Below are 13,568 nucleotides of genomic sequence, written 5' to 3' on the forward strand. Positions count from 1 at the left end.
TGGCCTTGAGGCGCCGTCGAAAGTGCTAATAACCCGGACAGAGAAGCCAATGAGCCCCATTGCCATCGAGGCCGACAGCCCGCCTCAAAGCAGAACGTTCATGCGCCGTTTCGCTGGCGCGCCCCTGCCCTGGATCATGCCCGTGATCATCGTCATCGGCATATTCTATCTTTACCCCGTCATTGATGTTTTCCGGCTTTCCTTCACCAACGCGACGCTGATCGGCGACAATCAGGACTATACGCTGGGCTCGATCACCAATGCGCTGAGCTCGCCGCAGCTGCCCGACATTTTATGGGCGACGCTGATCTTCGTCGGCGGCAGCGTCATCGGCCAGCAGATCCTCGGCCTTGCCGTCGCCGTCACGGTCATCCGCGGCGAAAAGCGCGGCCTGTTCGGCACGACGATCTTGAGAACGACGGCGCTCGTCGCCTGGGTCGTGCCCGGCATTGCCGGCGGCATCATCTGGCAGATGCTGTTTTCCGAAGCGCCCTACGGCGCACTGAACAGCATTCTGAGATTGATGCACATGCCCACCGTTGCCTGGCTTTCCGATCCGGCAATCGCGCCATGGTCGACGCTGATCTCCAACATCTGGCGCGGCACTGCCTTTTCCATGGTCGTCATGTATGCGGCGCTGAAGGCGATCGATCCCTCGCTTTATGAAGCCGCCGAAGTCGACGGCGCCACCGCCTCGCAGCAGTTCTTCTTCGTCACGCTGCCGCAGCTGCGCGCCGCCATCCTGGTCAACATGATCCTCATCACCATCCAGACGGTGAACACCTTCGATGCGATCATCACGCTGACGGGCGGCGGTCCCGGACGGGCGACCGAGGTCATCTCGCTCTACGTCTTCAACATCGTCTTCCGGAACTACGATCTCTCCGGCGGCAGCGTGCTCTCCGTGCTGATGCTGATCATCAGCCTCGGGCTCGCCTTCATCTACGCCTCGTTCCTGCCGAAGGAGGAAGAGCAATGAGCCAGCGGACCGGAACACGGCTCGGCGATGCCATGAGCTATCTCTTCATGCTGGCGATGTTCATCTTCTTCGCCGGCCCCCTCACCTATCTCCTGTCGATGGCGATGCGCGACAAGCGCGAGATCTATCGCGGCGCAGCGCGTTATATTCCCAACAATCCGACCATCGACAATTTCATCACCGTTCTCAACAACAGCTATTTCCCGATTTATCTCTGGAACGGCCTGAAGCTCGCGGCGCTCAGCGGCTTCGGCGTGCTGATCGTGGCGCTGCCCGCGGCCTACGCCTTTTCCCGCTTCAATTTCCGCGGCAAGGGCCTGTCGATGATGGGGCTGCTGCTTTTCCAGATGATCTCGCCGCTGGTTATCATGGTGCCGCTCTATCGCTACATGAACCGGCTCGGAATGCTGGATACGCATTTTGCCGTCGTCATGGTCTATATCGCGCTCGGCGTTCCCCTTGCGACCTGGCTCTTGAAGAGCACGGTCGACGGCATTCCGCGCAGCCTCGACGAGGCGGCGATGATCGACGGCTGCAACCGGTTCTCGGTCTTCTGGCGGATCATTCTTCCGCTGTCGGCGCCGGGCATCGCTTCGGTCTTCATCATCACCGTCATAGCCGGCTGGTCGCAATTCCTGGTGCCTTTCCTGCTGCTCACCAAAAATGACCTGATGCCGATCGGCGTTGGAATCTTTAACTTCCGCGGCATGCAGACCGACTCGTCCATCCAGCTGCTTGCCGCCGCCTGCCTGATCTCGGTCGTTCCGGCGATCGTGGCCTTCCTGTCGCTGCAGAGGCTGATCCTCGGCGCGATGACCAGCGGCGCGGTGAAAGGATGAGACGGTCTGCTTCATTCTTGACGCGTGAGGAAGGATCGAACGCATGAACCAGACGATCGGCGCCAGGCTCTCCCCGGATCTGACGGGGGCTAATGTCGAAGATGCGGGCGAGCATAACAGGGCCGTCGTCCTGCGCTACATCCATCGTCAGGCGCCAATCTCGCGGGCTGAAATCGCCAGGCGCACCGGCTTCACCAAACCGGCCATCGCCCGCATCGTCGACCGCCTGCTCGACGAGGGCCTGATCATGGAAGCCCGCCGTCGCCACGGGCTGCGGGGCCAGCCGGCGATCGAGCTGGAGATCAACCCGGATGCCTCTTACGCCATCGGCATCAACATCGATCGCGACCATCTGACGATCCTCGCCGTCGATGCCGTCGGCAATGTCCGCGCCCGGGTCCATCACGAGAAGCGCTTCATCCTGCCTGGCGAATTCATGCAGCTGACGGCAGACGCGATCTCGCATTTCCAGCGCAGCCGGCTGATCGACGATGCGCGCCTTTGCGGCATCGGGCTTGCGGTGCCGGATTGGCTTGGCGAGATTTCGCTGCTCGGCAAGCCGGATGCCTATCAGGAATGGACGGAATTCGATGTGCGCGCCGCCCTCGAAAACCTGACGCAGCACCCCGTCTTCATCGAGAACGAGGCCAATGCCGCAGCCCTTGCCGAGCTCGATTACGGCCTCGGCGCCGAAAGCAGCAGTTTTTTCTATATTGCCGTCAATGCCTGCCCCGGCGGCGGCCTGGTGCTTGACGGCAACGGCCATCGCGGCGCCATGGGCCTCAGCGGCGAGATCGGCTGGCTGCCGATCGCCGACGGCCGCGACGGCAAAGGCCAGAAGGTCCAGCTTCTCGGCGAGATCTTCTCGCTGTTCTTCCTCTATGATTTCCTCGCCAAACACGGCATCGAAGTGAGCGTTCCCCAGGACCTGCTGACGCTCGACGGGCATGGAAGGCGGCTCGTTTCGCAATGGCTCAAGGAAATGAGCGCCCATCTGGCGGTCGCCGTCAAACATATCGCCATGATCGTCGATCCCGATGCCGTGCTCGTCGGCGGCAGGCTGCCGATCCGCATCGTCGATGAATTGCTGCGTTATGTGCACGAGCATCTCGACGCCGAGGATACCAACCTGCCCTCGCTGCATCGCGCCTCGATCGGCGAGGACGCCTCGGCGATCGGCGCGGCGGCGATGCCGATGGCGGCCGCCCTCATGCTCGCATCGGCGGATGTGGCGCAACGCACGCGCTCGCCGCTCAAATTCATGGATCGGCTGAACAGTTGAAACGGCAGCAAGACCCGGGAGGATATGGTGAAGATCGGCTTCTATACCTCGACATTCAATGACCGCCCGCTGGAGGAAGTAGTGGATTTCGCCGCCGCGGCCGGTTTCGACGCCATCGAGATCGATGTCGGCGGCCATATCAAGACACCCGACCGGGTGGCGGACGCCGTCGCGCTTGCGAGGCAGCGCGGCCTCTTCGTCTCCTCGATCACCTATTTCGGCAACCAGCTCGATGCCGACCGCGACAAGCGCCGGGAGCTCAGGGCAATGACGGCGGAATTCGCCCAGGCGATCGGCGAGACCGGCGTGCCGATCTTCGTGATCTTCCCGGGCCGGAACGACAGCGCCAGCGACGAAGCCAATTATGACGATTTCGCCGACTTCGCGAACGGTCTGATCGCCGAGACGCAATCCTCCGGCCTCACCTTCGCGATCGAAAACTGGCCGGGACCGAAAGACAATTTCATCGGCACCACGCCGAAGGGCTGGCAGGAGCTTTTCGCCAGAATCCCGGATCGCCGCTTCGGGCTGGAATTCGATCCCTCGCACCTCATCCGCATCGGCGTCGATCCCTATCACGCAATGGAGGCGGTGAAGGATCGCATCTCCATCCTGCATGCCAAGGATACGGCGATCGACAAGGAGGCCCTGCAGGCGATCGGCTATCACGGCAGGGGCTGGTGGCAATACAAACTGCCGGGTCTCGGCCTTCTCGACTGGCCGCGTTTCCTCAGCCAGGCGCGCCAACATGGCTTCGATGGCACGCTCTCGATCGAGCATGAGGATGCCGCCTATGGCTGGCCGGGCAAGGATCTCCATGCGCGCAAGGAGGGCGAGCGCCTCGGCCTCGATTATCTCAAGAGTGTCTTGAACGGACTTTGACGGCGAATTCTGGAGGAGTTTCATGGCCCATGTTTCGGTCAACAATGCGCGCAAGGATTACGGCGCGTTCAAAGCCATCAAAGGCGTGTCGGTCGATATCGGCGACGGCGAGTTCGTCGTGCTGGTCGGCCCCTCCGGCTGCGGGAAATCGACGCTGCTCCGGATGATCGCTGGCCTGGAAGGCATCACCTCAGGCCAGATCCAGATCGGCAAGCACATCGTCAACGAGCTGGCGCCGAAGGATCGCGACATCGCCATGGTGTTCCAGAACTACGCGCTCTATCCGCATATGACGGTCGCCAAGAACATGGGCTTCTCGCTGCGGCTGAAGCGCATGCCGAAGTCGGAGATCGACCACCGGGTCGGCAATGCCGCCAAGATCCTCGGCCTCGAAAATCTCTTGGAGCGCTATCCGAAGCAGCTTTCGGGCGGTCAGCGGCAGCGCGTGGCGATGGGCCGCGCCATCGTGCGCGATCCCGCCGTCTTCCTCTTCGACGAGCCCTTGTCGAACCTCGACGCCAAGCTGCGCGTGCAGATGCGCTCGGAGATCAAGGAACTGCATCAGCGGCTGCAGACGACCACCATCTATGTCACCCACGACCAGATCGAGGCCATGACCATGGCCGACAAGATCGTCGTCATGAAGGACGGGCTGATCGAACAGTCCGGCTCGCCGCTCGAACTCTACGACCGCCCCAGCAATCTCTTCGTCGCCGGCTTTATCGGTTCACCGGCGATGAATTTCATCGAGGGCAGCATGAGCGAAACCGGCTTCAGGACCGTCGACGGCCTGTTGCTGCCGAGCGAGCGGCACCTGGCAAATGCCGTCACCTATGGCATTCGCCCCGAACATATCAGGCTCGACCCCGATGGCATCGAAGTGACGACCATCGTCGTGGAGCCGACGGGATCGGAAACCCTGGTCCTCGTTCGGCTGGGAGGGCAGACGCTCACCTGCGTCTTCCGCGAGCGGATCAGGGCGGCCCCCGGCGACATATTGAAGATCGCGCCGATCCACGATGCCGTGCACCTCTTCGCCGCGGACGAGCAGCGGATCACCACAGGCGAAGCGCCATTGAGTTAAGCCCGCCGAATGCCCCTCCCCTTCGGCCGGGCGCCGCCGGGGGCGCGTTATCAGCGCCCCCGGCCCAAACTCCCCGGCCTCCCAGACATGATGCAGCACTGGCCAAGTGTTTGAACGCGCAGCCAAAAGGTTAATATGCGTTAACCTTAAAATTCTTGGCCGGTATCGGAGAATCGCGGATAATAACGGTTAGACGGGCCTTTGATCCCGAAAATCGTTATCCGAGAGATTGCCGCCGATGAACGCTAATTTGAATGCCTTGAAGGCAGCGCCACTGCATTTCGAGGATCAGATCCTCGAACAGGGCGACGTGATTTCGAAGAAGCTGCATCTGCTCAGCGTGCAGCGTTTTCCGCCCAATGCGAAGAAGACGCTGCGCAGCTTCTCGCTGGCGGAGGTCGCCAATTATGTCGGGGCGTCGCAGAGCACGCTGAAGAAACTGCATCTCGAAGGCAAGGGCCCCTGCCCCAGGACCTCGCCTTCCGGGCGCCGCTCCTACAGCGCCGAGCAGATGCTGGAGCTCCGGCGCTATCTCGACGCGCATGGCCGCTCCGAGAGCCGCATGTATGTGCCCCATCGCCGCGGCAATGAGAAGCTGCAGGTCATCGCCGTCGTCAACTTCAAGGGCGGCTCAGGCAAGACGACGACGGCTGCCCATCTCGCCCAGCATCTGGCGCTGACCGGCCACCGGGTGCTTGCCGTCGATCTCGATCCGCAGGCATCGCTCTCTTCCCTGCACGGTTTCCAGCCGGAATTCGACCAGGCCTCCTCGCTTTACGAGGCGATCCGTTACGACGGCGAGAAGAAGAAGCTCTCGGAGATCATCCACAAGACCAATTTTCCCGGCCTCGACATCGTGCCGGCCAATCTGGATCTGCAGGAATACGAGTACGACACGCCGCTCGCCATGGCCGACAAATCGAGCAATGACGGCAAGACCTTCTTCACGCGCATCTCGCGCGCGCTTGCCGAGGTCGACGAACGCTACGACGTCGTCGTCATCGATTGCCCGCCGCAGCTCGGCTATCTCACGCTGACGGCGCTGACGGCGGCGACCAGCGTGCTGATCACCATCCATCCGCAGATGCTCGACGTCATGTCGATGGGCCAGTTCCTGCTGATGCTCGGCGGCATCCTGAAGCCGATCCGCGCGGCCGGCGCCGAGGTGAACCTCTCCTGGTACCGCTATCTCATCACCCGCTACGAGCCGACCGACGTCCCGCAGGCGCAGATGGTCGGCTTCATGTCGAGCATGTTCCACGAATTCATGCTGAAGAACCAGATGGTCAAATCGACGGCGATCTCGGATGCCGGCATCACCAAGCAGACGCTTTACGAGGTCGAGCGATCCTCGATGAACCGGGGAACCTATGATCGCGCGATCGAGGCGATGGACGCCGTCAATGCCGAGATCGCCGGCCTCATTCACCAGGCATGGGGGCGGTGAATTTGTCGGCTGACAAATTCACCGTTTCCTTGAAGCAAATCAATGGAATGATTGCAATCGGAGGAAGTCATGGCACGGAAAAATCTGCTGGAGGGACTGACCGAGATGCCCGAGAGCGCGGGCGCGCCGAACTATCCGATGCGCGGGGCAGGCCGCTCGCTCGTCCGCTCGCTGGATGAGCTGGCCAAGCAGGCGGAAAAATTCCTCGAGGGCGAGGCGGTGGTCGATCTCGACCCCGATGCCGTCGAGGCCTCCTTCGTCAAGGACCGGCTGTCGGAGGATGACGAGGCGTTCCGCGCGCTGGTCGAGGCGATCCGCGCACGCGGGCAGGACACGCCGATCCTGGTGCGCCCACACGGCAAGATCGACGGACGCTATCAGGTGGTCTTCGGCCACCGGCGCCTGCGCGCCGCCCGCGAGCTCGGCCGCAATGTCCGCGCCGTCGTCAAGGCGATCGACGACCGCACCCATGTCATTGCCCAGGGCCAGGAAAATTCGGCCCGCGCCGACCTCACCTTCATCGAGCGGGCGCTTTTTGCCCGGCGGCTGGAGGAGCTCGGCTATGACAGGGAGGTAATCTCGACGGCGCTCGCCGCCAATGCGGCTTCGGTCTCGAAGATGATGTCGGTCATGGAGCGGCTGCCGCAGGAGGTCGTCCAGGCGATCGGCCCGGCACCCGGCGTCGGCCGCGAGCGTTGGGTGGAGCTGTCGCTGCTCGCCGGCAAATCGGCCAATGCGGCAAGTGTCGCCAAGCTCCTCGAAGAGGACAACTTTCATCAGTTACCTTCCGACAAACGTTTCGAAGCGCTCTATGCGGCGCTGAACAAAAGCGCGCGGCCAGTGAAGAAAACGATCGCCGCAAGGAAGGTGAAGTGGCAGCCGCTGGACAAGGCGGTCCAGGCGGAAATGAAGAATGACGGCAAGGCGTTCTCGCTCTCGATGAAGGCGAGGAATGCCGGCCGCTTCGGTGAATTTCTCTCGAGCCGGCTGGATGCGCTCTACGACCAATTCCTCGCCGAGGAGGGCAAACAAGGAGACTGAAACCGCAAAAGAAAAAGGCCCCCAAACGAACGAGTCGTGGAAGCCCTTCTCACATCCTTAAGCAAGACAGAGAATCGCATTTTCACGAATCCCAGTCAAGAGTCCTGAAGCGCCCCCGCGTCTTTTCAGACGCGCGAATGACGCTGCAGTGCTTTTCCTCCTCGCATCGTTTCGGTGAGCGGATTTCTTTTGCCTGAATAGAGGTGAAGGAAATGGAGAGTGAAGCTGTGACGACGCCCTTCGGGCGGCGGCCGATGTCGCTTGCCCTGCTGCTGAAACAGCGGCGCGGCGAAGCGATCGCGGCCGGAACGACACGCAACAAATGGAAGCTGTTTCGATCGGTCTGCGAGGCGCGGGCAGGGCTCAGCGTGACCGACCGGGCGCTCACCGTGCTCGATGCGCTGCTGAGCTTTTATCCCGAGGACGAGCTCTCCAGCGAAAAAGGGCTGGTAGTCTTTCCCTCGAATACGCAGCTGTCGCTCCGAGCACGCGGCATGGCCGCCGCAACGCTGCGCCGGCATCTCGCCGTGCTTGTCGAGGCCGGCCTGATCTCCCGCAAGGACAGCCCGAACGGCAAGCGCTATGTCCGCCGCGACAGGGCAGGCGGCATCGACGAGGCCTATGGCTTCAGCCTGGCGCCGCTGCTGGCCCGCGCCTCGGAGATCGAAGCGATGGCGGCCCGGCTCGCCGCCGACCGGCAGATGCTGCGAGCAATGAAGGAGCGGCTGACGATCTGCCGGCGCGATATCGCCAAGCTGCTCGCCGCGGCCGTCGAGGAGGCCGTTCCCGGCGAGTGGGAGCGGATTTCTTCGCTGTTTCACGCGCTGCTGCAGCGCATCCCGAAGGCGGCAACGCTCGACAATCTGCCACCTATCCTCGAAAAGCTGGAAACGATCCGCCTCAACATCATCAACACATTGGAATCGCATGAGAAAGTACAAATGGCGAGCACCAATGAATCCCGGTTTGAGCGCCACATACAGAATTCGAATCCCGAATCCCTATCTGAATCTGAACCCGGCCTGGAGACGGGGCAGGAGGCGAGGCCGGACGATCAGCCGAGCGCAGAGCTGAAAAACAATGGGCAGGGCAGGCGAGAGGACGGCGGGCAGGGGTTGCAGGCCGTACCCCGGACGCATGCCGGGAGGTTGAAATCCTTCCCGCTCGGCAAGGTGCTGCAGGCCTGCCCCGATATCATCGATTACGGTTCAGGCGGGGCCATCGGCAGCTGGCGGGATCTCATGGCGGCGGCGGTCACCGTGCGCGCGATGCTGCGCGTCAGCCCGCCGGCCTATGAGGAAGCCTGTTCGGTGATGGGGCCGGAAAATGCCGCCACCGTCATGGCCTGCATCCTGCAAAGGGGAGGGTGCATCAACTCCGCTGGCGGCTATCTGAGGGATCTCACGCGACGCGCCGGACGCGGTGAATTCGCGCTCGGCCCGATGCTGATGGCGCTGTTGCGGGCGAAGGATACGCCAATCGGCATGGCTAGCTGACGGTGCTCTTTCTGCCGCGCAGAAGGGCGGCGCGGATCTGTTCGTTCTTGCTGAGGACGGGAGAGGGAACCGGCGCCGGCTCGGGCGCCTCGGCCTTGGCGCTCTGCTTGAGGCTCAGGAAGCGTTTCTGCGCGACCAGCCGATCTTCCACCGACAAAGGTTCGACCGGCTGGCCGTCGATGTTGTGGCGCATGGAATCGGGCTGGGCGCTGGCGAAATAATAACGCCGGCAATGGACATAGGCAGCAGTCGCGCGCCGGAGCGTCGTCACGCCGGCATCGGGCTTCAAGAGCGGGCGCAGCTCGTTGAACAGGCCGACGGCGAAGGGGAGGACCGGATCGCCTGGCTTGGCGGGAAGCACGCCGACCGGCCGGATCAACATGCTGTTGATCGCGTTGGCCTTCTGCACGTCGAGCTCGGTCGCCGCAATCGGCCCGCGGCTGATCTTCCAGGGTGTTTCCATGCGTTCTCCATAACGGCCGACTATGATGGTATCTTGACGGACAGGGCCAATAACGCCGCGGCCCGAACATTGCTAGCCCGCGGCAAGCTTCCATTTCCGGGCGGATATAGGTTCGGCCTTATTGGTCTGCCATTTCCATATAATCGTTTTTATCGTGGAATGTGCATTGACCTCCGGCATCGATTACACTTCTTATCCGCGCCCAAGAAGAATGACCGGCCGCGGGGGAGGATATATGCGGGTTTTCTCGAGCATTGAAGAGCTGCGCCACACGCTCGATGCGCTGAAGCGGCAGGGGCGGACCGTCGGCCTGGTTCCGACGATGGGTTATCTCCATGCCGGTCATATGCAGCTTGTCGCACGCGCTCGCGCCGAGAATGACATCGTCGTCGTCTCGATTTTCGTCAATCCGCTGCAGTTCGGCCCGGCAGAAGATCTCAGCCAATATCCGCGCGATCTGGAGCGCGACGCAGCCATGCTGAAACAGGCCGGAGTCAACTTCCTTTTTTCGCCCGGCGTCGAGGACATGTATCCCCGCCCGATGCAGACCATCGTCGACCTTCCCGATCTCGGCCGCGAGCTGGAAGGTGCGGTGCGGCCCGGGCATTTTGCCGGTGTTGCGACAGTCGTCTGCAAACTTTTCAACATCGTGCAGCCCCAAACCGCTTATTTCGGAGAGAAGGACTACCAGCAGGTCGTCATCATCAAGCGGATGGTGGACGATCTCGCCGTGCCGGTGCGTGTCATTGCCGTGCCGACCGTAAGGGACGGCGACGGGCTCGCCCTGTCGTCACGCAATGTCTATCTCAGCGAGGCGGAGCGGCATGCCGCGGTGATCATCCCTCAGACCCTCGACGAGGCGGAGCGTCTCGTCGCCGATGGTCTTGCGGATGCCGCGGAGCTCGAAGAAAAGCTGACGGCGTTTCTCGGTCGCGAACCTCTGGCAAAGCCCGAGGTCGTTGCGGTTAGGGACGCCTCGACGCTACAGCCGGTGAATTCCATCACCGCGCCCGTTGTCGTCGCGCTCTTCGTGCGGATCGGTTCGACACGGCTTCTCGACAACAGGGTCATCGGGGGCAACAGGTTTATCGGCGAGCGGAGCTTGCCGGGAAAGGGAGTGAGCAGATGAGTGCGGTCGGATCCCACAAGCGTCTTACGCCAGCCCGCATCTCAGCCATGAAGGGCGGCAAGCCGATCGTCTGCCTGACCGCCTACACCACGCCGATGGCGCGTCTGCTCGATGAGCATTGCGACCTGCTGCTGGTCGGGGATTCGCTCGGCATGGTGCTCTATGGCATGGAGACCACGATCGGCGTCACACTCGATATGATGATCGCACATGGCAAAGCTGTCATGCGCGGCGTCGCCAAGGCCTGCGTCGTCGTTGACATGCCATTCGGCAGTTATCAGGAATCAAAAGAGACCGCCTTCCGCAACGCCGTCCGCATTCTACAGGAAACCGGCTGCGACGGCGTCAAGCTGGAAGGCGGCGAGGAGATGGCCGAGACCATCGCCTTCCTGACGAAGCGCGGAATTCCGGTCATGGGGCATATCGGCCTGATGCCGCAACAGGTCCAGACCGCCGGCGGCTATCGATCCGTCGGGCACTCCGAACACGAGACCTCGAAGATCCGGCGCGACGCGCATGCCATCGGCGGCTCGGGAGCCTTCGCCGTCGTCATCGAGGGCACGGTGGAACCGCTCGCTCGCGAGGTGACTTCAGCCATGCACATACCGACCATCGGCATCGGCGCCTCCGCCGCCTGCGACGGCCAGGTTCTGGTCTCTGACGACATTCTGGGGCTCTTCAACGATTTCACGCCACGTTTCGTCAAGCGTTACGACGAGCTCGGCAAAAGAGTCGCGGATGCCGCCGCCGCCTATGCTGGCGAGGTGCGCACGCGAAAATTCCCGGCAGCCGAACATACGTTCAAACGCCGCTCGTAGGGCGAGGGCGCCCGCCCTTCAAACGCGCGGGATATCCACAATCATGGCTTTGCCGGGAGTAAAGCAGTTGGAGATCGCGCTGGTGCTCGACGTGTCGAGCTCGATGATCGAGGAGAACCGCTTCACGCCGATGCAGACCGCGGTCGCCGGCTTTCTCCAGGCCTTTTCCTCTAACGCATCGCTCGTTGACAAAACGAAGATTTCGATCGTGCCCTTTTCCAGCCGCGTCAATTTCGGCCTGGCAAACACGGCATGGCTCAAGTCCTACAATAGAACGGCTGCAGTTCCCAAGCGCTGGACCGACCCCAAATCGGTCTACACCTCCTCCAGCTACAAGCTCTCCTACTGGATCGACGGCGTCACGCCTGTCATGTCCACATCGAAGAATTACTACTGGATGGGCTGCGTCGAGCCACGTGCCGATGTCGAGGTCAGGGATACCGGTGCGATCGGTGACGGCATGGGCGACGCGCCGCCTGGTACCTCCGCCTTCGTCGCCATGGACGCCAATCCCAAATCGGGAACGAGTTTTTTCCCGCCACCGGTCACGCCGCTGACCGGCGACTTCGCCTATCTTAAAAGCGTCGTGAAGAACCTGACATCCGAAGGACCCGGCTGGATGCAGGCGCGGTCGCGGGATGGTATACGCTCTCGCCGAAGTGGCAGGGCGTGTGGGGAGACGCAACCTCGCCTGCGGAGGTTTCCGATTCCGTGCATAAGGTCATGGTGTTCATGACCGATGGCGAAATGAACACCAAATACGACCCCAACGACAAGTTCGACTGGATCTGCTCGCAAACGAAATCGTCGGCGTGCAACGCATTCGCCACCGCCGCGATGCAGACCGCATGCACGGCGATGAAGAAGAGCGGCATCGAAATCTATACGCTTTCCTACAGCGCCGATGCCGATGTGGTGAACATCCGCAACTGCGCCACCAACACCGCGCATTTCTTCACCGCATCACCGGCGACGATCAAGACCGTCTATGAAACGATCGCGGCTGCCATTCGCGGGGATACATTGCGGCTCACGCAGTAATCGCGAACGCTGCCGCCCCATCGGCATATTGCTCGCGCATCGTCTCCGCCGAGCGGCGCACCGCCTCGGCGACCTCCTGCAGCTGCTTGGCCATCGGCGTGGAGTTACGCCAGACCATGCCGATGGTTCGCGATGGCTGGGGTGACGGGAAGCGGGAGATCGAGACGCGGGCAGAGCGCGTTTCGACGGGAACGGCCATCTCCGGGATCAGGGTGACGCCGATGCCGGCGCCGACCATCTGGACGAGGGTGGAGAGCGAGCTGCCTTCCATGATTTCCCGCGGGCGGGCCGGCCCGACCTTGCAGAACGACAGGGCCTGGTCGCGGAAGCAGTGGCCCTCTTCGAGCAACAGCAGCCGCATTTCGCGCAACACCTCGCGTTCGGGCACCGGCTTGCCGCCATCCTCGTGCCGTCTGACCAGCACGAATTCTTCCTTGAACAGCTCGAGTTCGGTCAGCGAAGGTTCCGACACCGGCAGCGCGACGATCGCCATATCCAGCTGGCCCTGCGCCAGTTCCTGAACTAGCTTGGCCGTCTGTGTCTCGCGCACCTCGATCTGAATCCCCGCGAAGCTTTTGTTGAGATCGTTTATAATCGCCGGCAGCAGATAGGGTGCGATCGTCGGGATGATGCCAATGCGCAGGCGCGTCAGGAAGCTGTCGCGGGAGGCGCGGGCAAACTCGCCGAGCTCGTCCACGGCGCGCAGGATATCGCGGACGCGCAGCGCAAAGGTCTGGCCGAAGGGGGTGAGCTTCACCTCGCGGGCGCTGCGCTCGAAGAGTTCGCTGCCCAACTCCTGCTCAAGTTCTTTGATCTGCATGGAGAGCGCCGGCTGGGAGATGGCGCAGGCATCGGCGGCACGGCGAAAGCGACCATCCCTTGCCAGGGCTTCAAAATAACGTAGCTGTTTCAGGGTAAGATTTTTCATAAGCTCAGCTTATCGCAGCAATCAGTAAATCCAACTTAAAATTATTGAACGCTTCCGATATGAAGACTGCAAGGGAGAGAGTGGGGCGCCAGCTCGGCTCATCTTTTTGAACCGAAGACAGATCAAGCAATGAAGGAGA

General features: G+C 62.0%; 14 protein-coding genes. 12 read left to right on the forward strand and 2 right to left on the reverse strand.

Features of this window, described 5'->3' with window-relative positions; all coding sequences use genetic code 11:
- The first annotated feature begins 49 nt into the window (after positions 1 to 49).
- From K6M89_RS01970 to repC, 8 genes are all read left to right on the forward strand, one after another.
- On the forward strand, positions 50 to 979 hold the full coding sequence (locus tag K6M89_RS01970; protein WP_088686130.1) for a carbohydrate ABC transporter permease: 930 nt from the start codon (positions 50 to 52) through the stop codon (positions 977 to 979).
- Complete coding sequence (locus K6M89_RS01975) at positions 976 to 1,818, forward strand: carbohydrate ABC transporter permease (protein WP_040112498.1); 843 nt, start codon at positions 976 to 978, stop codon at positions 1,816 to 1,818. The genes K6M89_RS01970 and K6M89_RS01975 overlap by 4 nt, the downstream gene beginning before the upstream one ends.
- 43 nt (positions 1,819 to 1,861) lie before the next feature.
- Positions 1,862 to 3,100 carry an ROK family transcriptional regulator gene (locus K6M89_RS01980; protein ID WP_222138252.1) on the forward strand — a complete coding sequence of 413 codons (1,239 nt, stop codon included), beginning with the start codon at positions 1,862 to 1,864 and terminating at the stop codon, positions 3,098 to 3,100.
- 27 nt (positions 3,101 to 3,127) lie between these two features.
- Positions 3,128 to 3,982 carry a sugar phosphate isomerase/epimerase family protein gene (locus K6M89_RS01985; RefSeq protein WP_097581527.1) on the forward strand — a complete coding sequence of 285 codons (855 nt, stop codon included), beginning with the start codon at positions 3,128 to 3,130 and terminating at the stop codon, positions 3,980 to 3,982.
- Positions 3,983 to 4,004: 22 nt separating this feature from the next.
- Positions 4,005 to 5,066 (forward strand): ABC transporter ATP-binding protein, encoded by a 1,062-nt coding sequence (locus K6M89_RS01990; protein ID WP_222138253.1) that lies wholly within the window; start codon positions 4,005 to 4,007, stop codon positions 5,064 to 5,066.
- 238 nt (positions 5,067 to 5,304) lie between these two features.
- Positions 5,305 to 6,513 (forward strand): plasmid partitioning protein RepA, encoded by a 1,209-nt coding sequence (repA, locus tag K6M89_RS01995; RefSeq protein ID WP_222138254.1) that lies wholly within the window; start codon positions 5,305 to 5,307, stop codon positions 6,511 to 6,513.
- Between the two features lie 69 nt (positions 6,514 to 6,582).
- Positions 6,583 to 7,554: a plasmid partitioning protein RepB gene (gene repB / locus K6M89_RS02000; protein WP_222138255.1), complete on the forward strand. Its 972-nt coding sequence runs from the start codon at positions 6,583 to 6,585 to the stop codon at positions 7,552 to 7,554.
- Positions 7,555 to 7,766: 212 nt separating this feature from the next.
- Positions 7,767 to 9,050 carry a plasmid replication protein RepC gene (gene repC, locus K6M89_RS02005; protein ID WP_222138256.1) on the forward strand — a complete coding sequence of 428 codons (1,284 nt, stop codon included), beginning with the start codon at positions 7,767 to 7,769 and terminating at the stop codon, positions 9,048 to 9,050.
- On the opposite strand, the gene K6M89_RS02010 is transcribed toward repC, so the two are convergent.
- Positions 9,043 to 9,513, reverse strand: coding sequence for a ProQ/FINO family protein (locus K6M89_RS02010; protein WP_097581403.1), 471 nt, complete (start codon positions 9,511 to 9,513; stop codon positions 9,043 to 9,045). The two genes, repC and K6M89_RS02010, sit on opposite strands and share 8 nt — an antisense overlap.
- Before the next feature lie 235 nt (positions 9,514 to 9,748).
- On the opposite strand from K6M89_RS02010, the gene panC reads away from it, so the two are divergent.
- The 4 genes from panC to K6M89_RS02030 are packed head-to-tail and all read left to right on the forward strand — an operon-like array spanning position 9,749 to position 12,501.
- Positions 9,749 to 10,642, forward strand: coding sequence for a pantoate--beta-alanine ligase (panC, locus tag K6M89_RS02015; protein ID WP_222138257.1), 894 nt, complete (start codon positions 9,749 to 9,751; stop codon positions 10,640 to 10,642).
- Positions 10,639 to 11,460, forward strand: a complete 822-nt coding sequence (gene panB, locus K6M89_RS02020; RefSeq protein WP_097581405.1) for a 3-methyl-2-oxobutanoate hydroxymethyltransferase — start codon at positions 10,639 to 10,641, stop codon at positions 11,458 to 11,460. Before panC ends, panB begins: the two co-directional genes overlap by 4 nt.
- A 43-nt stretch (positions 11,461 to 11,503) precedes the next feature.
- Positions 11,504 to 12,196, forward strand: a complete 693-nt coding sequence (locus K6M89_RS02025) for a vWA domain-containing protein (protein ID WP_222138258.1) — start codon at positions 11,504 to 11,506, stop codon at positions 12,194 to 12,196.
- Positions 12,193 to 12,501, forward strand: a complete 309-nt coding sequence (locus K6M89_RS02030; RefSeq protein WP_222138259.1) for a hypothetical protein — start codon at positions 12,193 to 12,195, stop codon at positions 12,499 to 12,501. The genes K6M89_RS02025 and K6M89_RS02030 overlap by 4 nt, the downstream gene beginning before the upstream one ends.
- Here K6M89_RS02030 and K6M89_RS02035 read toward each other — a convergent pair.
- A complete protein-coding gene (locus K6M89_RS02035) occupies positions 12,491 to 13,429 on the reverse strand; it encodes a hydrogen peroxide-inducible genes activator (protein WP_222138260.1) in 939 nt (312 codons plus the stop codon). The two genes, K6M89_RS02030 and K6M89_RS02035, sit on opposite strands and share 11 nt — an antisense overlap.
- Between the last annotated feature and the right edge of the window lie 139 nt (positions 13,430 to 13,568).

Source organism: Rhizobium croatiense, assembly GCF_019793465.1.
Taxonomy (GTDB): Bacteria; Pseudomonadota; Alphaproteobacteria; order Rhizobiales; family Rhizobiaceae; genus Rhizobium; species Rhizobium croatiense.

Coding starts and splice junctions, on each gene's coding strand:
- panC (WP_222138257.1), top strand. CDS start 9,749: ATGCGGGTTTTCTCGAGCATTGAAGAGCTGCGCCACACGCTCGATGCG.
- repC (WP_222138256.1), top strand. CDS start 7,767: ATGGAGAGTGAAGCTGTGACGACGCCCTTCGGGCGGCGGCCGATGTCG.
- K6M89_RS01975 (WP_040112498.1), top strand. CDS start 976: ATGAGCCAGCGGACCGGAACACGGCTCGGCGATGCCATGAGCTATCTC.
- panB (WP_097581405.1), top strand. CDS start 10,639: ATGAGTGCGGTCGGATCCCACAAGCGTCTTACGCCAGCCCGCATCTCA.
- K6M89_RS01990 (WP_222138253.1), top strand. CDS start 4,005: ATGGCCCATGTTTCGGTCAACAATGCGCGCAAGGATTACGGCGCGTTC.
- K6M89_RS02010 (WP_097581403.1), bottom strand. CDS start 9,513: ATGGAAACACCCTGGAAGATCAGCCGCGGGCCGATTGCGGCGACCGAG.
- repB (WP_222138255.1), top strand. CDS start 6,583: ATGGCACGGAAAAATCTGCTGGAGGGACTGACCGAGATGCCCGAGAGC.
- K6M89_RS02035 (WP_222138260.1), bottom strand. CDS start 13,429: ATGAAAAATCTTACCCTGAAACAGCTACGTTATTTTGAAGCCCTGGCA.
- K6M89_RS02025 (WP_222138258.1), top strand. CDS start 11,504: ATGGCTTTGCCGGGAGTAAAGCAGTTGGAGATCGCGCTGGTGCTCGAC.
- K6M89_RS01980 (WP_222138252.1), top strand. CDS start 1,862: ATGAACCAGACGATCGGCGCCAGGCTCTCCCCGGATCTGACGGGGGCT.
- K6M89_RS01970 (WP_088686130.1), top strand. CDS start 50: ATGAGCCCCATTGCCATCGAGGCCGACAGCCCGCCTCAAAGCAGAACG.
- K6M89_RS02030 (WP_222138259.1), top strand. CDS start 12,193: ATGACCGATGGCGAAATGAACACCAAATACGACCCCAACGACAAGTTC.
- repA (WP_222138254.1), top strand. CDS start 5,305: ATGAACGCTAATTTGAATGCCTTGAAGGCAGCGCCACTGCATTTCGAG.